The following is a 22,109-nucleotide window of genomic DNA, read 5'->3' as shown; positions in this document are numbered from 1 at the left end:
AATGGCTTTGTCTGGTGCAGGTCGTTGTCCCAAAACCGCTGCGCACTTTTGGGCGACATGCACTTTGTTAGCCGGTTTTGCTTGCGCCGTTGGACGCGGCGATCTGCTCGTGATGGCGGATCACTTCGCGGACGACGAAGTTGAGGAATTTTTCCGCGAAATCGGGGTCGAGATGAGCGTCCTTCGCCAGCTGGCGAAGGCGGGTGATCTGCTCCTGCTCGCGCGCCGGGTCGGCGGGCGGCAGGCCATGCTCGGCCTTGAGCACGCCGACCGCCTTGGTGCAGCGGAAGCGCTCGGCCAGCATATGAATGAGGGCGGCGTCGATGTTGTCGATCGAGGCGCGATAGCCGGCCAGGATGGTGCGTGCGTCGGCCATGTCTTTTTCTTCGTTCATAGCGTCCTCACTTCTTCTTTCCGAGGCCGGGCAGACCACCGCCGCCAAGGCCGGGAAGCTTCATGCCGCCGGGCAGACCGGGCAGGCCACCGCCGCTCGGGGTGGGCGGGCCCTTCATGCCGCCAAGGCCGGGCATCTGCTTCTGCAAGGCTTCGAGCTGCTTGGGATCCATCTTGGAGAGGTCGGGCATGCCGCCGCCCATCATGCCCCCAGGGCCGCCCATGCCGCCAGGCATCATGCCGCCGAGGCCCATCTTGGAGGCAAGGCCGCCCATCATGCCGCGCATCAAGCCGCCGCCTTTGCCCTTGCCGCCCATCGCCTTCATCATGTCTGCCATGCCGCGATGCATTTTCAAGAGCTTGTTGATCTCGGCCGCATCCGTGCCTGAGCCGGCGGCGATGCGCTTCTTGCGCGAATGTTTCAGCATGTCCGGATTGGCGCGTTCGGCCTTGGTCATCGACGAGATGATGGCTAGCTGGCGGCCAAACATCTTGTCGTCGAGGCCGGCGGCGGCCATCTGGTCCTTCATTTTGCCCATGCCGGGCATCATGCCCATGATGCCGCCCATGCCGCCCATTTTCGACATCTGCTGAAGCTGGCCGGCAAGGTCGTTCAGGTCGAACTTGCCCGACTGCATCTTTTTGGCCATCGCCGCCGCCTGCTCGGCGTCGATGTTTTCGGCGGCCTTTTCGACCAGCGAGACGATGTCGCCCATGCCGAGGATGCGGTCTGCAATACGCTTGGGGTGGAATTCCTCCAGCCCGTCCATCTTTTCGCCGGTGCCGATCAGCTTGATCGGCTTGCCGGTGACGGCGCGCATCGAAAGCGCGGCACCGCCACGGCCATCGCCGTCCATGCGGGTCAGCACCAGGCCGGTGATGCCGACGCGCTCGTCGAAGCTTTTGGCAAGGTTGACGGCGTCCTGGCCGGTCAGCGAATCCGCGACCAGCAGGATTTCGTGCGGGCTCGACATTTTCTTGATGTCGGCCATCTCCACCATCAGCGGCTCATCGATATGGGTGCGGCCGGCGGTGTCGAGGATGACGACGTCATGACCGCCGAGCTTGGCTGCCTGGACGGCGCGCCTGGCGATGTCGACCGGGTTCTGGCCCGCAATGACAGGCAGGGTCGCGACTTTGACCTGCTCGCCGAGCTGGCGCAGCTGCTCTTGCGCCGCGGGCCGCCGCGTGTCGAGCGAGGCCATCAGAACCTTCTTGTTCTGGCGCTCGGTCAGGCGCTTGGCGATCTTGGCGGAGGTCGTCGTCTTGCCGGAGCCCTGCAGGCCGACCATCATGATGACGACCGGCGCCGGCGCATTGAGGTCGATGGCGACGCCCTCGGCGCCGAGCATGTCGACCAACTCGTCATGGACGATCTTGACGACCATCTGTCCGGGCTTGATCGACTTGACGACAGCCGCGCCGACGGCCTTCTCGCGCACCTTGTCGGTGAAGGAACGCACCACTTCCAGCGCAACGTCGGCTTCGAGCAGCGCACGGCGCACCTCGCGCAACGCCGCCGAGACATCAGCCTCCGACAGCGCGCCGCGGCCGGTCAGGCCGTTCAGGATGGAGCCAAGGCGCTCCTGAAGTGATTCAAACATTGGTCAACCCGCCGCGCGAGAGCGCCTTGGATTCATGGTGATCCCTGTCGGGCCGATGGCCCTCCACGCCTCTTGTGCGCTCCTGCAGCGATTCAAACATTCCGTTTCCTTTTTCTCAGGCACCCCGATGGTGCCGAGAGGTAGTGCGTTCGCGCCGCTCATCCAAGCAAAGCTCAAAACCAAAAAGCACCCGGGGGCGCTCAGCGCTGCCGGGTGTTGGCCTCCAGGATCTGTTTACAGCACCCACCTCAAAAGGTTTTGGCGTCCTGGTCGGCTTGCTCGGAGGGATACTCGTCGCGGATTTCGGGGCTGTAGACAGGAAATCGGCCGAAGAGTCAAGACAAGGGCGGCTTCCCGGTCTCTGGATCGGTCCCTGTTTAGTTCACCCTGCATCCCGAGGGTCGGCCGTAACCTTCAGCGGCGAGCGCGGGTGCAGAAGCAGCAGGATCGTCAGCAAGGTGCAGACGATACCGATGGCGGCGATGATGACGGCATCCGTCGTCGTCCAGTCCGGACCTTCCAGCGGCTTGGCGTTGAACAGGGCGAAGGAATTGTAGTTCTCCTGATGCGAGATCAGCAGGAAGCCGGTGAGATTGTTGCCGAGATGGGCGCCGAAGGCGGCGCCGAGATTGCCGGTGACATAAACCACCAGCGTCAACAGCAAGGCGAAGGCGGCGATCGAGGCCAGCACGCAGGCGTTGATGGCGGGGGTCGAGCCCGGGCTCCAATGCAAGGAGGTGAACAGCAAAGCGGGCAATAGCGCCCACACGTAAGGGCTCTCGAAGCGCCTGGCCAGGCCGCGCAGCAGATAGCCGCGAAACAGCATCTCCTCGGACGAGGTCTGCAGCAGGGTCAGCGCCACGATCGGGAGCAGGAACAGCAGCCAGGTCGACAGGTTGATCGTGCCGCGGGCGATTTCGGGCTGTAGCCAGTAGAGCAGGATTTCGGAAAGCGCGGATGTGATCAGCACCGCGACCAGGCCCTTGAGGAAGCCCGACAAGGACACGCGGCGACTGGCGCCGAAAAGCGCCGAGAGCGGCTCGCCATGGACGAAACGCATGGCAAGCCAGAGGCCGAGCCAGATGCCGGTAAACGAGGTGAGTGCGGTGAGTATGCCGATGGGCGAGGCCAGAAAGCCCTGAAGCGGCCCGCGCGAATCGTCCGGCAATACATGCCAGACGATCGCGACATAGGTGCCGCCAAGCACCACAACCAGGGTGATCGCCACCCAGAACAGGACGACGACTGCCGTTCCAATTATCAGCCGCGGCAGGTTCGTCTTTTCGGTGGCCGTGTTGCTATAGCGCTCGAAGGCGGCTGGATCTGATATCACGCGAGTTCCTCTGCCGAACGCATCGGGTCGCATGATCTAGGGGATCGTCGGCTCTCGCGCAATTGCTGCTGTTCAGCTACCCTTTTGCCGCCCTCAGCCTCGGCAGGAGGGCGGCACGAGTTCACTTGTCATTCTTTCCAGGCAAAATCAGCGCACGACGTACATGATGCGCCGTGTCTGTGGGTCGACCAGCGCCTGCTGGCCATTCACATAGACGTAGCGGTAGCGGTAGTCGGGGATTTCGCGCAGTTCGACCGTGTCGGGCAAGGTGGCACCGGTCACCACCTCGCCCTCGAGATAGACAGGATCGAGCCGGTGCGTGCTGACATAGGTGCCGACTTCCGCCGGTGGCCTGTCGATGGCGTCGACGGGGCCGTCGTCGGACAGAATCGCACCGGTATAGGTATCGGGATAATCATCCTGCGGCGGTGTAACCACGGTGATGGCGGCGTCGGCGGGGCGGCGTGTCAGAACGACCCGGTTGCCGCCGAAATCGGCCGTGACATAGTCGGAATAGACCCAGCCCTGGCCTCCGGCTTCGGCAATGGTGCACCATTTGCTGTTTTCGATGCAGCCATTGAGCGTCGCCGACTGGCCGGCGGCGAGCACGCCGATCACAGGATATTGCGGGCCGGGGCCGGCGCGCACATTAAGATCGGTGACGGCCGAGACGGCGGTATCGGCGAGTGCCACACCCGACATCGCGACAAGCGCCCCGGCGACGGCCGGAAACAATATGCGTCTCATGGTTTCTCTCCCTTTCATGGTCCCTCGCGACACCAAACGAAACCAGAACGCATGCGTTCCGGCTAAAATACCGACGCCAGCTCACGATTTGTTCCGGTTTCTTTCGGCAAACCGGTCAAAAGCTCATGCACGAAGCTGAGTTTCTGCGCCGTCACGTCCGAAATGACGAAGGGATAAAGGTCGGGCAGGCCCATGCAGCGGTTGATCGAGTTGGAGGCTTCCGAGAGTACCAGCCAGCGGGCGAGAATCTTTTCGAACGGCTCGGGCACGGCGTCAGGTTCCGCGGGCGCCGCCTGCAACCGGCCGCCGGTGTCGCCTTGCGGCAGCACATTGGTCTCCATCGTCTCAAGCTGGCCGAGTGGAAAATTCAGCGCGTGCACCATCTCCAGCGTGTCGGTGATGTGGAGATGGTGCGCCCAGGTCTCGGCCCAGTCTTCCCATGGATGCGACGTCGCATAGGCGGAGATGTGGTTCTGCTGCCAGTCGGGCGCAGCGCCATTGGCGTAATAGGCCTTCAGCGCCTGCTCGTAGTCCGGGCGTTCGTCGCCGAACAGCGCCCGGAAGGCTTCGAGCCGTTGCGGCACGTCGCGGATCAGCCGGTCCCAGTAGTAATGGCCAAGCTCATGACGGAAATGACCAAGCAGCGTGCGGTAATTTTCGCCCATCTCGACGCGCCGCCGCTCGCGCTCGGCCGAGTCCGCCTCGGCGACGTTGAGCGTGATCAGGCCGTTGTCGTGGCCGGTAAGGATGCGTTCGCCGCCGGGACCGCCGCCGATCGGATCGGCAATGAAGTCGAAGGCGAGGCCGATTTCGTCGCCGTGCTTGTGCTTGGGCGCTACCGGCAGGCCGAAGGCGAGCAGCGAATAGACGGCGCGCTTCTTGGCCGCCTCGACGCGAATCCAGCGGCGGCGGTTGCCGTCGACGGAGAGGTCGGGGATCAGCTGGTTCAGCACGCAGGCGCGGCAGTAGGTATGGCCCGGTTCGGCCATCCAGTTGCAGGCGCATTCATCCGCATTGGTGCAGTGGAAGATGCCGTCGACGTCAGACAAGGCAAAGCGCGCATGCTCGGGATCGTAAAGCACGAGACTCCCGCAATTCAGGCACTGCGCATTCTCGAAGTAGAGGCGGTGGCCGCAATGCGGGCAGTCGAACAGTTTCATGTCGTTCTCGATGCGTCAGGCGTTGGCGTATGGCGTCAGAGGAGGAATATGGTGCGGAGCGGCGCCTCGCCCAAACGCCCGCCACGGGCCGCCGTTCCATGCCCCCGTCACCTCTTTTTACCCGAGCAGCGAATTCGCCTGCCCGGCGCCGGGCGTTTCGGCCACAATAAGCACTTGATCGTAAGCAAATTCCGCTGCATTGGCCAGGGTAGCGCCGGGGGTACGGTGACAATGGCGCGTTTCGCTGGCAAGTTCGCAACCGGGACGTGATTCAGGCAATCAGGAGAGAAAGCATGGCATTGCTTGCCAAGGGAAAGATTATTGCTGCCGCGGTGGTCGCGGTACTCGCGCTGGCGACGGGCGCGCAGGCGGCGGCCAGCTGCGGCAAGACCGGCGCGGGCTTCGAAGCGTGGAAGCAGGATTTTGCCGCGCAGGCCAGGTCCGAAGGTGTTGGTGGGAAGGGTCTGGCTGCTCTGGCCGGTGCCAGCTACGCGACAAAGACAATCTCCGTCGACCGCGCCATCCACAAGGCGTTCAGCGGTTCGGTGGACGCCTTCATGAAGCGCCGTGGCGGAGCTGCGATCATTTCCAGGGGCCGTGCGCTGAAGAAGTCGAATGCGGCGATGTTCGACAGGATCGAGAGCAATTACGGGGTGTCGCCGGGCGTGTTGCTGGCCATCTGGGGCATGGAAACCGGCTTCGGAGCCTCCCTGGGCAACCAGAACACGGTCTCCGCCATTCTGACGCTTGCCTATGATTGCCGTCGCCCGGGGTTCTTTTACCCGCACGCCATTGCGGCGCTGAAGCTGGTCGATCGCGGCGCGCTGAGCGCCTCGTCGGTCGGCGCTGCGCATGGCGAGATCGGCCATACGCAGTTCCTGCCCGGCAATGTCCTGAAGTATGGCGTCGGCAACGGAAATCTGCGCGACAAGGCGACGGCCTTGGCTTCGACGGCCAACTTCCTCAAGGCTCATGGCTGGCGGGCGGGTGCGAGCGCGAGTGCGAATATGGGGGCCATCGCCGGCTGGAATTCCGCCAGCGTCTACCAGCAGGCCATCGCCCAGATCGCCGACGCGATCGACGGCGGCTGACAGAAATATCCAGATCGAAGAACGGAAAGCCCGGCCATGCGCCGGGCTTTTCTGCAAGGACTGGAGCTTTTGGCGGTCAAACCGTTCAGCAGCCAAGCGGCTACCCGCCTTTTATGACCTTCCAGATGTCCGTGGACTGGTCGAACTGGAGGCGGTTTATGTCGGAGAAGGTCAGCCGGCCGGTCTTCATGGCATCGACAAGGCGGCGGCACAGCAGTGGCGGCATGCGCTCCAGGGAAACGTCCATAAAAGCGGCGATCTCGTGTTTGGCCGATATATTCGATATGGCCACCTTGCTGACGCAGCGATCGAATGCCGCCTCGGGATCCTGACTCACTTGCTCCTGCCCAGTCTGGCAACCGGCCAGCATGACGACCATTGCAGGCAGGGCCACAAACCACGGCTTCATTGTCAGCTGCACCCATCGATTGTGAGGAGGCTAGATAAGGGCCCGAAAAGATCAAGCAGGAAAAGCACTGAGTTCTTTGCCGCCGCTCTATTTCTTTGTTTTTACGCAGTTACGGACAAAGTCGGGCATGCTCTTTCTCGAATTGCTCGATCGTTGGCGCAAATGCCGGCTGAGCGCCTGGGCTCTCAATAATGTGCGTAGCCGCTCAACGGGCACTTCTGGGAAATAGGAACCTCGAAGGCGCCTTCAGTACCTTTGCAGCTCCGGAATTTGGAGTTGCGCAGCACCGGCGCGGCCCTGGCAGCCGCCTTTGACTTGCCCTTGATGACCAGCCATACCTCGGTCGGCAGGTCTAGCTGCACTCTGTTCAAATCGGAGTAGCTGATCCGCCCGCTGCGTACTCCTTCGGTGATGCGCTGGCAGAACAGGGCCGGCATGCGCTCCTGCGAGACGCCCATGAAAGAGGCGATTTCGTGCTTGAACGTGATGCTCCATAGATGGACGGCGGAGATGCACCCGTCCTGCTCGCGTTTTGCGGCCGCCTGCGAGGACTGGCATCCGGTAAAGACGATGGCCGCCGCAAGCATGAGAAAAATGGCGTTTTTCACGATCAGAATCCCTCCGTCCCGAGAAGGAATTTAGATGAGGCTTTTAAAAGGTCAAACGGAAACCATGTCAGCCAGCTTGGTCTCTTATATTAGAGGTACCAAATAAAAACCCTGCGTGACCGCCGGGTTTTCCTGGAACACTAGTTTGGTTCACCCTTGCGGCTCCTTGCCGCCAGCGTCCTCAGCCGCAGCGCATTGAGGCGGATGAAGCCGGCGGCGTCCTTCTGGTCGTAGGCGCCGCGGTCATCCTCGAAGGTGACCAGCGCGTCGGAATAGAGCGTCTTCTTGGATTTGCGGCCGGTGACCATGACATTGCCCTTGTAGAGTTTCAGGCGCACCGTGCCTTCGACGTCTTCCTGGCTCTTGTCGATCATCGCCTGGAGCATCAGCCGCTCGGGCGAGAACCAGAAGCCGTTGTAGATCAGCTCGGCGTAGCGCGGCATGAACTCGTCCTTGAGGTGGCCGGCGCCGCGGTCGAGCGTGATCGATTCGATGGCGCGGTGGGCGACGATCAGGATGGTGCCGCCGGGGGTCTCGTAGACGCCGCGCGATTTCATGCCGACGAAGCGGTTCTCGACCAGATCGAGCCGGCCGATGCCATTGTCGCGGCCAAGATCGTTAAGCGCCGTCAGCATGGCGGCCGGCGACAGCTTCTTGCCGTTCAGTGCAATCGGATCGCCCTTCAAAAATTCGATCTCGATCTCGGTGACCTTGTCCGGCGCCTCCATCGGCGAGACGGTGCGCTGATGGACGAATTCCGGCGGCTCGCTCCACGGGTCTTCCAGCACCTTGCCCTCGGAAGAGGAGTGCAGAAGGTTGGCGTCGACCGAGAACGGCGCCTCCCCCCGCTTGTCCTTGGCCACCGGGATCTGGTGCTGCTCGGCGAAGTTGATCAGGTCGGTGCGCGACTTGAACGACCAGTCGCGCCACGGCGCGATAACCTTGATGTCGGGATTCAGCGCATAGGCCGACAGCTCGAAACGCACCTGGTCGTTGCCCTTGCCGGTGGCGCCATGCGCAATAGCATCGGCGCCGACCTCCTGGGCGATCTCGACCAGGTGTTTGGAGATCAGCGGCCGGGCGATCGAGGTGCCGAGCAGGTAGGTGCCTTCATAGACGGCATTGGCGCGAAACATCGGGAAGACGAAGTCGGCGACGAATTCCTCGCGGACATCGACGACGCGGATATCCTTGATGCCCATCATCTCGGCCTTCTTGCGCGCCGGCTCCAACTCGCCACCCTGGCCGAGATCGGCGGTGAAGGTGACGACTTCGGCGCCGAGCTCGGTCTGCAGCCATTTCAGGATGATGGAGGTGTCGAGACCGCCGGAATAGGCGAGCACGACCTTCTTGACGTCTTTTGTCTTGGGCATTGCTGGGGACATTTTGGCGGTTCCGCGATGAGTTTCGGGGGCGAGGTATCACGGCATTTCCGGCCAGCGCAAGGGATGAACGGGCTCCGGCCGCCGCAGCCGCTGGACCAGATGCCACGCCAGTCAGTTGCTGGCGTGAGCGGGGAGGCTGCGTTATAGACCGACGATCATTCGCTAGGGGCCACCGATGTCCTTCATTCCCGATACCACGACGCTGATCCAGTTCGCCATCGCCACCATGGTCCTGGCGATCACGCCGGGGCCGGATATGACGCTGTTCGTCTCGCGCACACTGAGCCAGGGCCGCGCCGCCGGCTTTGCCTCGCTGGCGGGTGCTCTGTTCGGAACGCTGATCCACACAACTTTGGTGGCGGTCGGCATCTCGGCGCTGATCGTCGCCTCGCCAATGGCCTTCCTGGTGCTGAAAATCTTCGGCGCCGTCTATCTGGTGTTCCTGGCCTGGCAGGCGATGACCAAGGGCTCGGCGTTTTCACCGCAGAAGAAGAATGGCCCGCAGATTTCGCTGTTCCGCAGCTGGGCCGCCGGACTCGGCGTCAACCTGCTCAACCCGAAGATCATCCTGTTCTTCATGACGTTTCTGCCGCAGTTCGTCTCCGCTCACGATCCGAACGCGCCGGGAAAACTGTTCTTCCTCGGCCTCATGTTCATCGTGCTGTCGGTCCCGGTGACAGCGCCGATGGTCTTTGCTGCGGAAAGGTTTTCGGCGGCGATGAAGGCCAGCCCGCGGGTGACGCGGGTGGTAGACTATCTCTTTGCCGGTGTGTTTTCGGCCTTCGCGCTCAAGATCCTGACAGCTCAGGCGAAGTAGCGGCCTGCCACCAGCTTCCGGCCCAGCGGCCGGCGCTTAGCCAGTAGAAGATGCCGCCGACCATGCCGCAGCCGATCACCGCGGCGATGGCGTGCGGTTTGGTGACGTCGACATCCACGTTCTGATGGACGAAGCCGAGGAAGGCCGCGGCCACGACGCCGCCCGCGAGTGCATAGAACAGCCAGTCGCGGCGGCTGAGGACCTCGGAGATAAGGATTGCGACCACCGCCGGTATGAAAGCGAAATAGGCGACAAACAGCGCCACGAACGGAATCGAAAAATAGAGCGCCGTGGCCATCATCGGGTGCGCATCGTCCGGCTTATAACCGACGGAAGCCAGGAACAGCACGTTGAGAAAGGCGCTCGCCGCCAATGAGGCGACGACATAGCCGAACAGGATGACGGTGAAGCGGACGAGGTAGGCGAAGAGGCGGCTCACGCCTCGCCATGCCCCGCAATCATCATGGCTTCCAGCGCCAGGCGGTCGACCTTGCGCATGCGTTCGGAGTCGGATTTGAGCTGGCCGCAGGCGGCCAGGATGTCGCGGCCGCGCGGGGTGCGGATCGGCGAGGCATAGCCGGCATTGTTGATGTAGTCGGCAAACTTCTCGATCGTCTCCCAGTCCGAGCACTGATAGTTGGTGCCCGGCCACGGGTTGAACGGGATCAGATTGATCTTGGCTGGAATGCCCTTGAGCAACTTGATCAGCCCCTTGGCGTCCTCGATGGAATCGTTGACGTCCTTCAGCATCACATATTCGAAGGTGATGCGCCTGGCGTTGGACAGGCCGGGATAGGCGCGGCAGGCCTCGATCAGTTCCTTCAGCGGATACTTCTTGTTGATCGGCACAAGCAGGTCGCGCAGATCGTCATTGGTGGCGTGCAGCGAGATCGCCAGCATGACCCCTATCTCCTCGCCGGTGCGGAAGATCTCGGGCACCACGCCGGAGGTCGAGAGCGTAATGCGGCGCTTCGACAGCGACAGTCCGTCGCCGTCGGAGGCAATCAGCAGCGCCTTCTTCACCGCCTCGAAATTGTAGAGCGGCTCGCCCATGCCCATCATGACGACGTTGGAGACTTTTCTGCCCTCGGCAGGGACGATGGCGCCGTCGGGTGTGTCGCGGTCGGGGAAATCGCCGAGCCGGTCGCGGGCGGTGAGCAATTGCGCCAGGATCTCTTCCGCCGTCAAATTGCGCACCAGCTTCTGCGTGCCGGTGTGGCAGAACGAGCAGGTCAGCGTGCAGCCGACCTGCGATGAGATGCATAGCGTGCCGCGGCCTTCCTCGGGGATGTAGACGGTCTCGATCTCGACGGGACGGCCGGCGCCGCGCGGCGGAAAGCGGAACAGCCATTTGCGCGTGCCGTCGGAGGAAATCTGCTCCTCGACGATTTCGGGCCGGGCGACGGTAAAATGCTTGTCGAGTTCGGCGCGCAGATCCTTGGAGATGTTGAACATGCCGGCAAAATCGGAGACGCCGCGCACATACATCCAGTGCCAGAGCTGTTGGGCGCGCATTTTCGCCTGGCGCTCGGGCACGATGCCGGCACTGATGAGGGCCTCGCCGAGCTCGGTCCGGGTCAGGCCGATCAGCGACGGCTTCTCGGGCGTGGCGCGAGTGCGCAACGCGTCGCGTGCGCCCTCATTGGTGAGATCGAAGGAAAGGGTCATATCAGCGCCAATATAAGCGAATTGCGGCCGATTTCATCCATCGTGCCGAAAGAAGCGCGGCGCATAGCACAGGTTGCGGCGAGAGTCATGCGGCGGGAACCGCGCTAGCCTACTTGCACTTGGCGATCGACGTCAGCGCGGCCGAGATGCCTTTCAGCGAAAACACATAGGTCGTCGGATTGCCGCGGCCAGACTTCGCCGAGACCTTCATGTCGGTGCCAGTCTTCATGGCGGCGATCAGCACAGGCTCTTCGGCGGCGTTCTCGACCCAGGCCGACTTGCCGCGGGTGAACATCGAGAACGTCTTCTTGTCGATGGTGACGGTGGCCTTGGAGCCTTCCTGGAATGTGTAGCCGGCGATGAATTGCGGCTCGTAGGACACTTGCTGGCCCGGGCGCTGGCTGACGAAGAAGAACATGTCGCCGTGATCGAGCGTCGGCGGCTGCTTGTCGGTCGGCACGGTGAGCACATAGCAGACCTTGCCGCCCTGCGCCTGGTAGCTGTAGGTGCCCCAGGCATTGTGCTGGCCGATCTTGGTCGCCTGCTGCGCCAGCGCCGGCGCGGCAAAGGCCACCAGGACCAGGCTCGAGACTAGTGCAATCAATCCGCGCATCGCTTTTCCCGTATTCCAAATGGTGCGGGGCAGGCCGGCTTGGCGTCCTGCCCGTCGCTTCATTTTGATTTAATCTGGGTTACCAAACGGTGAATTTCCCTTGGAAAAGGACATTCACCCATGGAAACCACCGCCATTTCCGCGCCGCTTCTTGAAAAAACGGCTTTCGCAATGTCCCTGCGGCGACTTGGAGGCCACGAAAGCGGCAAGAGTTTGACTTTTCGAACGGCCGCAGCGGAACCCGAAGCCAAGCCGCTATCGTCCTGTTTGAGCGGAGGATTTCTTCTGAACCCAGTTGCCAACGCGACGCCGATTCAGCTCTTGTCGGCGATCGCCTCCTTGGCGGCCTTGCGGTGCGCAGGGGTGATATGGGCGCTTACCGCGGAGATCGCGGCGGTCAGCACGGCGATGTCGTCAGTGAACCCAAGGCCGAAGACGAAATCGGGTATGACATCGACCGGCAGCACGAAATAGCCAAGCGCTGCCAGCAATATGCCCTTGGCACGCAAAGGCGTCTTCCTGTCGAGCGCGCAATAATAGCCGGCGACGACCTCTTCCATGAACGGAATCTGCCGGGCGGCCTTCTTGGCCGTGCGCCAGAATTTGGCGCGCACTTCACTCTCGTCGCCGAGCTTGCTGCCGAAGCCGAAGAAATCAAAACCGGGCTGCTGCGCCATCAATCCTCTCCTTGCCGGCCGTCGCGCTACGCGTTGCGCGGCCGCCACGGAAAATGTGGTGAAAGTCCCGGTCCACTGCAAGAGGATGGCGCCGATTTGGCGTTGCCGCCCCAGCGTTCAGCCGCCTGCATACCCATTCATCTTCTTGGCCAGCGCGATGTCGAGCGCGGTGACACCGCCGGCATCATGGGTGTTGAGCGTCACGTCGACAGTCTTGTAGACGTTCGACCAGTCGGGATGATGGTCCATCTTCTCGGCGGCCAGCGCGACGCGGGTCATGAAGGTGAAGGCTTCGGAAAAATTCTTGAAGACAAAGCTGCGCTTGATGGAGGCGCCATCGGCTGCCTGCGACCAGCCAGGCAGTTCGGCCAGTGCGGCGGCGATGGCGTCCTTGCTGAGTTTCTCTCTCTTCATGATGATTTCCCGTGCTATCCCACATATCGACCCTCACCATAATGCAAGTCGCCCAAAAGTCCTTTGCGTTTTGGGCTTCCAAATGCACGAACGGCGCATATCGAATGAGCGTAAAGCCGATAAATTCCATACTCTTCGTCTGCCTCGGCAACATCTGCCGTTCACCCCTGGCCGAAGGCGTGTTTCGCGCCGTGCTGGCGGAGCGCGGCCGCGACATGGTGCTGGACGATATTGTGCTGGACTCTGCGGCGACCGGCGGCTGGAACCTCGGCGAAGCGCCCGACCCGCGCTCGATCGCGATTGCGGCCCGCCACGGCATCGACATATCAGGGCAGCGGGCACGCAAGGTCAGGCCGGGGGATTTTTCGCGCTTCGACCTGATCCTCGGCATGGATAGGCAGAATGTCCGCGACCTCAAGGCGTTGGCGCCGGCCGGTGCGCGCGAACGTATTCATCTCTTGGCAGAGTTTGCGCAGGGCAAAACCCGCGACGTGCCGGATCCCTATTATGACGGGGCCGAAGCGTTCGCTTCGGTCTACCGCATGATCCGCGAAGCGTCGGAGGCGCTGGCGACGAGATTGGTGGCGCGGGCGTCGACGCCGGAGAGCGGCCACGCCTCCTCGACAATGTAGGGACCGCCGCCGACCGAATCGCGCGACGACATCAGCACGAAGCGGCCGACGCGAAACGGTAGCGTCGCAAAATTGCCGCGCGCCGACAGGTACTGGGCGACGTCGAGCGGGCTCGAATTGCGCAAGCGTGCCAGCGTAACATGCGGGGTGAACTTGCGCGGGTCGGCGGGCAGGCCGAGCCGCTGGCAGATGCGGTCGATTTCGCTCTGCAGCGCCGAAAGGTCGGGCGAGGCGAAGACGCCGGCCCAGACGGCGTGCGGCTTCTTCTGGCCGAAAGCGCCAACTCCGGACAGGGTGAGCGAGAAGGATGGGCGGTGCACCCGGTCGAGCGCGTTGGCGATTTCGTCGGCGATATGGCCTTCGACGTCGCCGATGAAGCGCAGCGTCAGATGGTAGTTTTCGACATCGATCCAGCGGGCTCCGGGCAGGCCGCCCCTGAGCAGGGACAGCGAAAGAGCGGCGTCACGAGGTATTTCGAGGGCGGTGAAAAGACGCGGCATGGTGAGCCTCCCTTCCTCGAATCGAACTGTGCCCCTAGCGAATCATCGATAGTCAAACGGGGCAAGTGGTTTGTTGGTTGCAGGCATTTTTACGAACAGGCGACCCGGGCCCTCTGCAGCCCGGTCTTTTGTTTCAAAGTTCGCGCGAGGCGAACGCCGCGTTATTCTCGTCAGGCCGGCGTTCAACCGCCACCCTGAACTGCCGCAACAGCCTTCTCCACGGCGGGCAGGATGCGCTCGACCATCACTGCGACGCCCTTCGGATTGGGATGCAGGCCGTCCTCCAACTGCAGGCCGGACTGTCCGGCGACGCCATCGAGAAAGAACGGATAGAGCGGCACATCGTATTTCGCGGCCAGCTTTGGATAGATCGCATCGAAGGCGTTCTGGTAGTCGGCGCCGAGATTGGGAGCGGCGCGCATGCCGGCCAAAAGCACCGCGATCTTGCGCGCTTTCAGCTTCGCCAGCATGTCGTCCAGGTTCTTTTCCGTAATGCTGGGCGAGACGCCGCGCAGCATGTCGTTGGCGCCGAGTTCGAGGATAACCAGCCTTGTCCCATCCGGCACCGACCAGTCAAGCCGCGCCAAGCCGCCGCTCGAGGTGTCGCCTGAAACGCCGGCGTTGGCTACGGTGACGTCATGGCCTTTGGCGCGCAGCGCAGCTTGCAATTTGTCGGTAAAGCCATCGCCAGGCCCGAGGCCGAAACCGGCCATCAGGCTGTCGCCGAAGCCGACGATGGTGAACGTCTCGGCGCTCACGGACGAAATGGCGCCGCAAAGGGTGACGAAAAGGACGAGCCCTGCGGCATTCAAGCGTTTGAAAGATATCTTGCGTTTGAAAGACATGTGGCAGGCCCCATATACCCGAGGAATTCTTCCGGCGGCGGCTTCCGGCAAGCAGAGCCTTCATCCTGATATAGGACGCTTTAATTGTGACAGAAGCCGTCATCGCGCTGAAAGACATATCCCTGACCCTGGGCCAAGGGGCTTCGTCGGTGCATGTGCTGAAAGGCGTCAGCCTTGACGTGACGCGCGGCGAGGCGACCGGCATTGTCGGCCCTTCGGGTTCCGGCAAGTCGACCTTGCTGATGGTGCTTGCCGGGCTGGAGCAGGTCGATTCGGGGACGGTGCGGATCGCCGGCGAATTGCTGAACGGCAAAAGCGAGGACGAGATCGCATCGTTTCGGGGCCGAAACATCGGCATCGTCTTCCAGTCGTTCCATCTCATTCCCAACATGACGGCGCTCGAAAATGTCGCGGTGCCGCTGGAACTGGCCGGCCATGCCGATCCGTTCGGTGTCGCGGCGCGCGAGCTGGCAGCGGTGGGCTTGAGCGACCGCGTCACCCACTATCCGGGCGAGCTGTCCGGCGGCGAACAGCAGCGCGTGGCGATCGCCCGCGCGCTGGCGCCGTCGCCGCGCATTCTCATCGCCGACGAGCCGACCGGCAATCTCGACCATGCGACGGGGCGGCAGGTTGCCGACCTTTTGTTCGCCAAGGCGGCCGAGCGCGGCATGACCTTGTTGCTGGTCACGCACGATCCGGCCCTTGCGGCGCGCTGCTCGCGCCAGGTCTCGATGCGCTCGGGCCGCATCGAGGATGCGCCGGTAGCGCAGGTCAAGGTGCCGGCCTGATGCCACTGTCGCAGACGCTGAAGCTCGCGTTCCGCTTCTCGCTGCGCGAGATGCGCGGCGGGTTGTCGGGTTTCCTGATCTTCCTTGCGTGCATCGCGCTCGGCGTCGCTGCAATCGGCGGGGTCAATTCGGTGGCGCAGGCGATCACCGCAGGCGTTGCAGGCCAGGGCCAGACGCTGCTTGGCGGCGACTTGCGCTTCCAGCTCAACCAGCGCGATGCGACGCCAGCCGAAAGCACCTTCCTCGACCGCCTCGGCACTGTGTCGCACAGCGCCAATATGCGCTCGATGGCGCGGCTGGATGACGGCTCCGACCAGGCGTTGGTTGAGGCCAAGGCCGTCGACGACGCCTATCCGCTCTATGGCGCGCTCGAGACCGCGCCGCAGCTTGGCAGAGAGGATTTGTTCGGCGAGAAATCAGGCGTCTTTGGCGCCGCCGCGCCCGACCTGTTGTTCGACCGGCTGAATGTGGAGATCGGTGACCGGCTGAAGGTCGGCAGCGCGACATTCGAATTGCGGGCCAGGCTGGTGAGCGAACCGGATGCGGTGTCGGACGGTTTCGGCTTCGCGCCGCGGCTGATGGTTTCGATGCAAGGGCTCGCCGCCTCTGGTCTGATCCAGCCAGGCAGCCTGGTCGAGAATGCCTACAAGGTTCGGCTGCCGGCCGGCGCCAGCGAGGCCGATCTCAAGGCCATCCAGGATCGGGCGGCGAGCGATTTCCCCGAAGCCGGCTGGTCGATCCGCACCCGCTCGAACGCCGCGCCGGCGCTGTCGGCCAACATCGAGCGCTTCTCGCAATTCCTGACGCTGGTCGGGCTGACGGCGCTGGTGGTCGGCGGCGTCGGCGTTGCCAATGCGGTGCGCGCCTATCTCGACGGCAAGCGCGGCGTCATCGCCACCTTCAAGAGCCTTGGCGCCTCGGGCGGCTTCGTCTTCACCGTCTATCTCGTGCAAATCCTAATGATCGCCGGCCTCGGCATCGCGCTTGGCCTCATCCTCGGCGCCGCCATGCCGTTTGCAGCCAGCGCTGCGCTCCAGTCGGTCATTCCGGTGCCGGCCGAGGGCGGCTTCTATCCCGGTGCGCTGGCTCTTGCCGCGCTGTTCGGGCTGCTGGTGACGCTTGCCTTCGCGCTGTTGCCGCTCGGCCGCGCCCGCGATGTGCCGGCGACCGCGCTGTTTCGCGAAATGGGTTTTGAGGGCCGCGGCTTTCCACGCCTGCCCTATCTTGCCACGGCGGTCGGCATCGCGCTCGCTTTGGCGGCTTTGGCCATCCTGTTTTCCGGCGACCGGCGCATCGCCACGATCTTCGTCGGCGCGACGGTCTTTGCCTTTCTGGTGTTGCGCCTGGTCGGTGCGCTGGTGCAGTGGGTGGCGCGCAAAAGCCCGCATGCGCGCTCGGTCGCGCTTCGGCTCGCCATCGGCAACATCCACCGGCCCGGCGCGCTGACGCCGTCCGTCGTGCTGTCGCTGGGCCTCGGCCTAACGCTTTTGGTGACGCTGGCGCTGATCGACGGCAATCTCAGGCAGCAGATCTCCGGCAGTCTGCCGGAACGGGCGCCGAATTTCTTCTTCGTCGACATCCAGAATAGCGAGGTCGATGCCTTCTCGACATTGATCGGCAAAGAGGCGCCGAAGGGAACGCTGGTCAAGGTGCCGATGCTGCGCGGCCGGGTGATGGCGCTGAACGGCGTTAGTGTCGACAAGGCCAATGTGCCATCGGAAGGCGCCTGGGTGCTGCGCGGCGATCGCGGCCTGACCTACGACGCCAAACAGCCGGCCAATGCGACACTGACCGAAGGCAGCTGGTGGCCGGAGAATTACAGCGGCGAACCGCTGGTTTCGTTCTCCAACGATGAAGGCAAGGCGCTCGGCTTGAAGCTTGGCGATACCGTCACCGTCAATGTGCTCGGACGCAATGTAGCGGCCAGGATCGCCAATTTCCGAGAGGTGCAATGGGAGACGATGGGCATCAACTTCGTCATGGTGTTCTCGCCTAACACTTTTGCAGGCGCGCCCCATGGCTGGCTGGCGACGCTGACCGAAAAGGATGCCACGGCCGCAGAGGATGCCCGTCTGCTCAACGCCGTCACCCGCGCCTTCCCGGCGGTGACGACAGTTCGGGTCAAGGACGCGCTCGACGTCGTCAACCGGCTGGTCGGCCAGCTCGGCACGGCGATCCGGGCCGCGGCCGGCGTGGCGCTGATCGCTTCGGTGCTGGTGCTGGCCGGCGCGCTCGCCGCGGGAAATCGCGCCCGCATCCACGATGCCGTGGTGCTGAAGACGCTGGGCGCCACGAGGCGCACGCTGATCGCGGCGTTTTCGCTGGAATACATGCTGATCGGCCTGGCCACCGCGGTGTTTGCGTTGGCTGCCGGCGGCATCGCCGCCTGGTACATCGTTGCCCGCATCATGACACTGCCGTCGCATTTCATGCCGGAGGTGGCAGTGGCGACCTTGGTGTTTGCGCTGGTGATCACGGTCGGCATCGGCCTTGCCGGCACCTGGCGGGTGCTCGGGCACAAGGCAGCGCCGGTGCTGCGCGACCTCTAGGCCCCAAGCGGCAAGGTTGGCCGAATCTGCCGTTTCCGATTAAATCTTGGTAATGTGCAGTCATGGAAGCCCAAGAAAACCGGCTTCCGGAGATTCACCAAGCGTTGCAGCCCGTTACGGTCTTGTTCTTGACGTCAAGAACCATCATATTTCGCCACAGGCATGCTGGAGCCCCGCCAGCGGCGCCCAGGTCCGAAAGGGCCTGACACCGTACGGGGCAGAAGCAACAGAGGATTCCAATGGCTGAGCCCATTCGCAACTACCAGACTTCGGCCGTGCCGGGCGCGCGCGCCGACATCGACCAAGGCCTGCGCACTTACATGCTCAAGGTCTACAATTTGATGGGGCTTGGCCTCCTCATCACCGGCGTCGCCGCCTGGGGCGCTTTCCAGCTCGCCGTCACCGGCGACGGACAGCTGACCGCTTTCGGCACGCTGATCTATGCCAGCGCCTTCCGCTGGGTGGTCATCCTGGCTCCGCTCGCCGCCGTCTTCTTCCTGTCGTTCAGGATCCAGTCGATGAGCGTGGCCGCGGCGCAAACCACCTTCTGGGTCTATTCGGGCCTGGTCGGCCTGTCGCTGTCGACCATCTTCCTGGTCTACACCGGCGCCTCGATCACTCAGACCTTCTTCGCCACGGCGGCCGCCTTCGGCGCGCTGTCGCTCTACGGCTACACGACCAAGCGCGACCTTTCGGCGTTCGGCTCGTTCCTGGTCATGGGCGTGGTCGGCCTGGTGATCGCCATGCTGATCAACATCTTCCTGCAATCGTCGGCGCTCGGCTTCGCCATCTCGGCGATCGGCGTGCTGATCTTCGCCGGGCTCACCGCCTATGACACGCAGACCATCAAGGAAATGTACTACGAAGGCGATCAGGCCGACGTTGCCGGCCGCAAGGCGATCATGGGCGCGTTGAGGCTATATCTCGACTTCATCAACCTGTTCATGTTCCTGCTGCAGTTCATGGGCGATCGCCGCTAGGCGGTCTTCCCATCAGGCAACTGGACCAGCTGATATCAAGAGGGCGGCCAACGGCCGCCCTTTTCTTTTGTGCCGGCCTTTGCTGTCATGGAGGCAGATGAATCGTCTGCATAAATCACTATTTCCATCCGCGCGGCCTTGGAAGGCGACCTCGGCCGAATCACCGAGATCTACGGCGATGCCGTGACGCATGGCACCGCGAGCTATGAGCTGGAGCCGCCCAGCCGCACTGAGATGGGTGGGCGCTTCGACAGCCTGACGGCGGGGGGCTTTCCCTATCTGGTGGCGGAACGAGATGGCGCGCTGCTCGGCTACGCCTATGCCGGCGCGTTCCGGCCGCGCCCGGCCTACCGCTTCATCGTAGAGGATTCCGTCTATGTCGCGCCTGATGCGAAGGGCCAGGGCGTCGGGCTGCTGCTGATGCAGGCGCTGATTGAAGCCTGCCGTATGGCGGGCTTTCGCCAGATCGTCGCGGTGATCGGCGACGGCCATCCAGACAGCGCCTCGGTGCGGCTGCATGAAAAGCTCGGCTTTCGCCATTCCGGTCGCCTGGAAGGCTCCGGCTACAAGCATGGGCGCTGGCTTGACACGGTGTTCATGCAGCTGTCGCTGAATGGCGGCGTAACGGTTCCGCCCGATCCGCATTCGCTGCCGGAGCGGAAGTTTCGTGAGAGCCTGAGGAGGGGGAATTGAGGAGTTGAAGAACTGAAGAATTGAGGATTTGAATAGCTGAGAACAAACCCGGCGGTATTTCGACCGTTACATCCTCTTTCTTCAATTCTTCAGTTCTTCAATTCCCCAATTCTCAATTAGGCCTGGACAATCTTCAGCTTAGCATCGAAGACGTTGAGCACGCGACCGAGTTCCTGGCCGCGCTTGAGGATTCGGCCGCCGGCGGCGATGACGGCGAAGGCGCCTTGCCGGCGTGCCAGTTTCGGATCCTTGACGATCTGGAACAGCGGCACTTCGCTGGCCCGGCGGAAGACTGAAAACACAGCCCGATCAGACAGATGATCGATGGCATAGTCGCGCCATTCGTTGGCGGCGACCATGCGTCCGTACAGCCTCAGGATCTCGTCGAGTTCACGCCGGTCGAAACGGACCGGCTGGTCGAGGCGTTCGCGTCGCGCCTCGTGCAGCGGGATCAATATTGCGGATGCGTCCCCATCCTCCGTCCCACCGCTGCGATCGGTCATCCCGCGATCCCTTTGAAAATGAATATCGCTTGCAGAAGTTGGCGTGTTCGCCGGGGAATTGCAAGGCCCGGCTAACCATCCCGGGACTGCGCTGTTTTCGCAACGTCCAGTCACTTTTATAAAACGCGGTGTTTGAATTGGTGATGCCTCGCCACATTTCCGCCATTTTTTATCCGCGCTCATGCCCCAATGTCCGACGAATTTACCGGCGTTGCCTGAGACGGTTCGGTCCGGCACCGGCTCGTAAACCCCAAGCCCCCCGCCCACGGGTCTGCGTCGGATCGAACCAACCTCGGACTTTCCTCAGGGAGAGACCGGGTGCGACGATCCCAAAACCTAAATGACCGACGTCAGAAGCAAGCTGACGTCGGTTTTTTTGTTTTTGGCTGCTTGAAGAATTTGCTGGAGCTGCGGTGCCCAGTTTGCGGGCGCATCCCCTCACCCGGATTGCCAGCCGAATTGCAACAGCAATTCGGGCCAATCCGACCTCCCCCGAGCGGAGAGGAGTTCGCGCCAGCGCTGATTCAGCCTCTTCTCCCCTCGGGGAGAAGGTGGCCGAGAGCGGCCGGATGAGGGGGCCTCTTAAGGCTTGTGAATAAACGCCGCGCCCAGAATAGGCCCCGGCAGGCCGTCCTTGCCGACCGATTGCAGCAGCACGGCGCAGCCGCCTTTCTTGGCGATCTCGGTCATCGGCAATTCGTAGCGCTGCGCCTTGCCGTGCCACATGCCGGCGGTCTGGATGCCGGTGACGGCGTTCCAGTAGGTCATGCTGCGGCCGGTGTTCTCGCCCTTGGCGATGGTCACCGTCTGCGGTGGTTCGAAATAGACGATGACGACATGGGCGTCGCTGGGGCCGCTACCGGCGTCGCCGGCATCGATCATGACGCGATCGCTGGTGCGGCTGACCTTGACGCTGACCCGCATGCCTTCACCGGATTTCTCCATGCGGGCAAGCGCGCCGTCAACCTCCTTGCGGCTGGCGCCGTTGACATGGCTGCGACCATTGATGACGGCTTGCGGCGTGTAGACGGAGCGGGTGCCGAAGGCGCGCATATAGTCATATTGCCGGTCGGTATTGTCCTTGCTGCTCAGCGTGTCCTGCCAGCCGAGATAGTCCCAGTAATTGACGTGGTAGGCGAGCGCGACGACGTTGTCCTTGGCCGCCAGCTCGGCAAAGAAAGCGTCCGCCGGCGGGCAGGAATTGCAGCCCTGGCTGGTGAACAGCTCGACCACGCCCAAGGGCCTGTCAATCTGCGGTTTGTCGGTCTGGGTCGTTCCCGATTCCTCGGCGAACCCGGTCCCGGCAAGCGCCGAGAAGGCCAGCGCAAAAGCCGCAAGCCGCAGAGGGTGTCGAGGTGCCATGATCGTTCCGATTCCCGCCGGTGACGCCGGCCTTGTTCTGGTTGCCCAGATTTGTGGCAGAAGCGACAGTCAACGGGAAGTCACGTTGCGGTGAAATTTTTGCTGCCGCAACCATGGGTATGGCCATCACAGGGGGAGCACTTCACCGCCCGGTTCGATCGGGAGCATGGCATCAGGAGCGTGGGGCAGATCTTGCTGAGCCCAGCCGGTTTTACTCCTGTCGGACAGGGCGGGGCTTCGATCGGGTCGGGCGATGCTTTGGAGAGACTGGGAGTAGGGAGTAGGGAGTAGGGAGTAGGGAGTAGGGAGTAGGGGATGTCGTTCCCCGCTACCGCCCA

Annotated in this window: 24 protein-coding genes; 7 read left to right on the top strand and 17 right to left on the bottom strand. The window is 62.9% G+C overall.

From position 1 onward, the window contains the following. Positions 1–67 precede the first annotated feature (67 nt). The 5 genes from NKH54_RS26140 to NKH54_RS26120 form a co-directional block, all read right to left on the bottom strand. Entirely contained in the window at positions 68–394 is a 327-nt protein-coding gene (locus NKH54_RS26140) for a chorismate mutase (RefSeq protein WP_023671706.1), read from the bottom strand. Positions 395–401: 7 nt separating this feature from the next. Continuing rightward, a complete protein-coding gene (gene ffh / locus NKH54_RS26135) occupies positions 402–1,997 on the bottom strand; it encodes a signal recognition particle protein (RefSeq protein ID WP_023702591.1) in 1,596 nt (531 codons plus the stop codon). A 382-nt stretch (positions 1,998–2,379) separates the two neighbouring features. Continuing rightward, positions 2,380–3,330, bottom strand: coding sequence for a CPBP family intramembrane glutamic endopeptidase (locus tag NKH54_RS26130; protein WP_353029278.1), 951 nt, complete (start codon positions 3,328–3,330; stop codon positions 2,380–2,382). 147 nt (positions 3,331–3,477) lie between these two features. Further along, positions 3,478–4,077: a DUF1236 domain-containing protein gene (locus NKH54_RS26125; RefSeq protein WP_023742092.1), complete on the bottom strand. Its 600-nt coding sequence runs from the start codon at positions 4,075–4,077 to the stop codon at positions 3,478–3,480. Between the two features lie 62 nt (positions 4,078–4,139). Then, positions 4,140–5,237, bottom strand: coding sequence for a zinc-binding metallopeptidase family protein (locus NKH54_RS26120; RefSeq protein WP_353029277.1), 1,098 nt, complete (start codon positions 5,235–5,237; stop codon positions 4,140–4,142). Positions 5,238–5,530: 293 nt separating this feature from the next. On the opposite strand from NKH54_RS26120, the gene NKH54_RS26115 reads away from it, so the two are divergent. Further along, on the top strand, positions 5,531–6,328 hold the full coding sequence (locus tag NKH54_RS26115) for a lytic murein transglycosylase (RefSeq protein ID WP_023671711.1): 798 nt from the start codon (positions 5,531–5,533) through the stop codon (positions 6,326–6,328). A gap of 100 nt (positions 6,329–6,428) precedes the next feature. Here NKH54_RS26115 and NKH54_RS26110 read toward each other — a convergent pair whose 3' ends face one another. From NKH54_RS26110 to NKH54_RS26100, 3 genes are all read right to left on the bottom strand, one after another. Next, positions 6,429–6,737, bottom strand: coding sequence for a hypothetical protein (locus tag NKH54_RS26110; RefSeq protein WP_023726018.1), 309 nt, complete (start codon positions 6,735–6,737; stop codon positions 6,429–6,431). A 185-nt stretch (positions 6,738–6,922) separates the two neighbouring features. Then, entirely contained in the window at positions 6,923–7,345 is a 423-nt protein-coding gene (locus NKH54_RS26105) for a hypothetical protein (RefSeq protein ID WP_353029275.1), read from the bottom strand. A 140-nt stretch (positions 7,346–7,485) separates the two neighbouring features. Then, the gene (locus NKH54_RS26100) at positions 7,486–8,718 is read right to left on the bottom strand and encodes an argininosuccinate synthase (RefSeq protein ID WP_023698861.1); all 1,233 of its coding nucleotides are present in this window, start codon (positions 8,716–8,718) and stop codon (positions 7,486–7,488) included. 187 nt (positions 8,719–8,905) lie between these two features. Here NKH54_RS26100 and NKH54_RS26095 point away from each other — a divergent pair, with 187 nt between their 5' ends. Further along, positions 8,906–9,547 carry a LysE family translocator gene (locus NKH54_RS26095; RefSeq protein WP_352756368.1) on the top strand — a complete coding sequence of 214 codons (642 nt, stop codon included), beginning with the start codon at positions 8,906–8,908 and terminating at the stop codon, positions 9,545–9,547. Here NKH54_RS26095 and NKH54_RS26090 read toward each other — a convergent pair. The 5 genes from NKH54_RS26090 to NKH54_RS26070 all read right to left on the bottom strand — a co-directional run bounded on the left by NKH54_RS26090 (position 9,519) and on the right by NKH54_RS26070 (position 12,919). Beyond that, the gene (locus tag NKH54_RS26090; RefSeq protein ID WP_352596808.1) at positions 9,519–9,986 is read right to left on the bottom strand and encodes a hypothetical protein; all 468 of its coding nucleotides are present in this window, start codon (positions 9,984–9,986) and stop codon (positions 9,519–9,521) included. The two genes, NKH54_RS26095 and NKH54_RS26090, sit on opposite strands and share 29 nt — an antisense overlap. Continuing rightward, positions 9,983–11,215: a dual-specificity RNA methyltransferase RlmN gene (gene rlmN / locus NKH54_RS26085; protein ID WP_352596810.1), complete on the bottom strand. Its 1,233-nt coding sequence runs from the start codon at positions 11,213–11,215 to the stop codon at positions 9,983–9,985. The genes NKH54_RS26090 and rlmN overlap by 4 nt, the downstream gene beginning before the upstream one ends. 109 nt (positions 11,216–11,324) lie before the next feature. Continuing rightward, complete coding sequence (locus NKH54_RS26080; protein WP_023671718.1) at positions 11,325–11,828, bottom strand: invasion associated locus B family protein; 504 nt, start codon at positions 11,826–11,828, stop codon at positions 11,325–11,327. 314 nt (positions 11,829–12,142) lie between these two features. After that, positions 12,143–12,505 carry a YkvA family protein gene (locus NKH54_RS26075; RefSeq protein ID WP_023687669.1) on the bottom strand — a complete coding sequence of 121 codons (363 nt, stop codon included), beginning with the start codon at positions 12,503–12,505 and terminating at the stop codon, positions 12,143–12,145. 117 nt (positions 12,506–12,622) lie between these two features. Then, the gene (locus NKH54_RS26070; protein ID WP_023698863.1) at positions 12,623–12,919 is read right to left on the bottom strand and encodes a 4a-hydroxytetrahydrobiopterin dehydratase; all 297 of its coding nucleotides are present in this window, start codon (positions 12,917–12,919) and stop codon (positions 12,623–12,625) included. A 104-nt stretch (positions 12,920–13,023) separates the two neighbouring features. Between NKH54_RS26070 and NKH54_RS26065 the strand changes: the two genes are divergently transcribed. Further along, positions 13,024–13,551 carry a low molecular weight protein-tyrosine-phosphatase gene (locus tag NKH54_RS26065; protein WP_023671721.1) on the top strand — a complete coding sequence of 176 codons (528 nt, stop codon included), beginning with the start codon at positions 13,024–13,026 and terminating at the stop codon, positions 13,549–13,551. On the opposite strand, the gene thpR is transcribed toward NKH54_RS26065, so the two are convergent. Continuing rightward, entirely contained in the window at positions 13,455–14,051 is a 597-nt protein-coding gene (gene thpR / locus NKH54_RS26060) for an RNA 2',3'-cyclic phosphodiesterase (protein ID WP_023671722.1), read from the bottom strand. The genes NKH54_RS26065 and thpR overlap by 97 nt on opposite strands. Before the next feature lie 182 nt (positions 14,052–14,233). Next, positions 14,234–14,896: an arylesterase gene (locus NKH54_RS26055; RefSeq protein ID WP_460221912.1), complete on the bottom strand. Its 663-nt coding sequence runs from the start codon at positions 14,894–14,896 to the stop codon at positions 14,234–14,236. An 86-nt stretch (positions 14,897–14,982) separates the two neighbouring features. Between NKH54_RS26055 and NKH54_RS26050 the strand changes: the two genes are divergently transcribed. The 4 genes from NKH54_RS26050 to NKH54_RS26035 all read left to right on the top strand — a co-directional run bounded on the left by NKH54_RS26050 (position 14,983) and on the right by NKH54_RS26035 (position 19,906). Continuing rightward, positions 14,983–15,684: an ABC transporter ATP-binding protein gene (locus NKH54_RS26050; RefSeq protein ID WP_023747389.1), complete on the top strand. Its 702-nt coding sequence runs from the start codon at positions 14,983–14,985 to the stop codon at positions 15,682–15,684. Further along, complete coding sequence (locus NKH54_RS26045; protein WP_353029274.1) at positions 15,684–18,233, top strand: ABC transporter permease; 2,550 nt, start codon at positions 15,684–15,686, stop codon at positions 18,231–18,233. The genes NKH54_RS26050 and NKH54_RS26045 overlap by 1 nt, the downstream gene beginning before the upstream one ends. A gap of 239 nt (positions 18,234–18,472) precedes the next feature. Then, entirely contained in the window at positions 18,473–19,213 is a 741-nt protein-coding gene (locus tag NKH54_RS26040; RefSeq protein ID WP_023671726.1) for a Bax inhibitor-1/YccA family protein, read from the top strand. A 114-nt stretch (positions 19,214–19,327) separates the two neighbouring features. Next, positions 19,328–19,906 (top strand): GNAT family N-acetyltransferase, encoded by a 579-nt coding sequence (locus tag NKH54_RS26035; protein WP_353029284.1) that lies wholly within the window; start codon positions 19,328–19,330, stop codon positions 19,904–19,906. A gap of 116 nt (positions 19,907–20,022) precedes the next feature. Here the strand turns inward: NKH54_RS26035 and NKH54_RS26030 are convergent, their stop codons facing one another. Next, positions 20,023–20,409, bottom strand: coding sequence for a DUF2794 domain-containing protein (locus NKH54_RS26030; RefSeq protein WP_023683844.1), 387 nt, complete (start codon positions 20,407–20,409; stop codon positions 20,023–20,025). A gap of 582 nt (positions 20,410–20,991) precedes the next feature. Further along, positions 20,992–21,771 carry a DUF1223 domain-containing protein gene (locus NKH54_RS26025; protein ID WP_023683845.1) on the bottom strand — a complete coding sequence of 260 codons (780 nt, stop codon included), beginning with the start codon at positions 21,769–21,771 and terminating at the stop codon, positions 20,992–20,994. Between the last annotated feature and the right edge of the window lie 338 nt (positions 21,772–22,109).

It is taken from the genome of Mesorhizobium sp. M1004 (assembly GCF_040318795.1).
In the GTDB taxonomy this organism is placed as follows: Bacteria; Pseudomonadota; Alphaproteobacteria; order Rhizobiales; family Rhizobiaceae; genus Mesorhizobium.
This window is presented reverse-complemented; position numbering and strand designations above follow the sequence as displayed.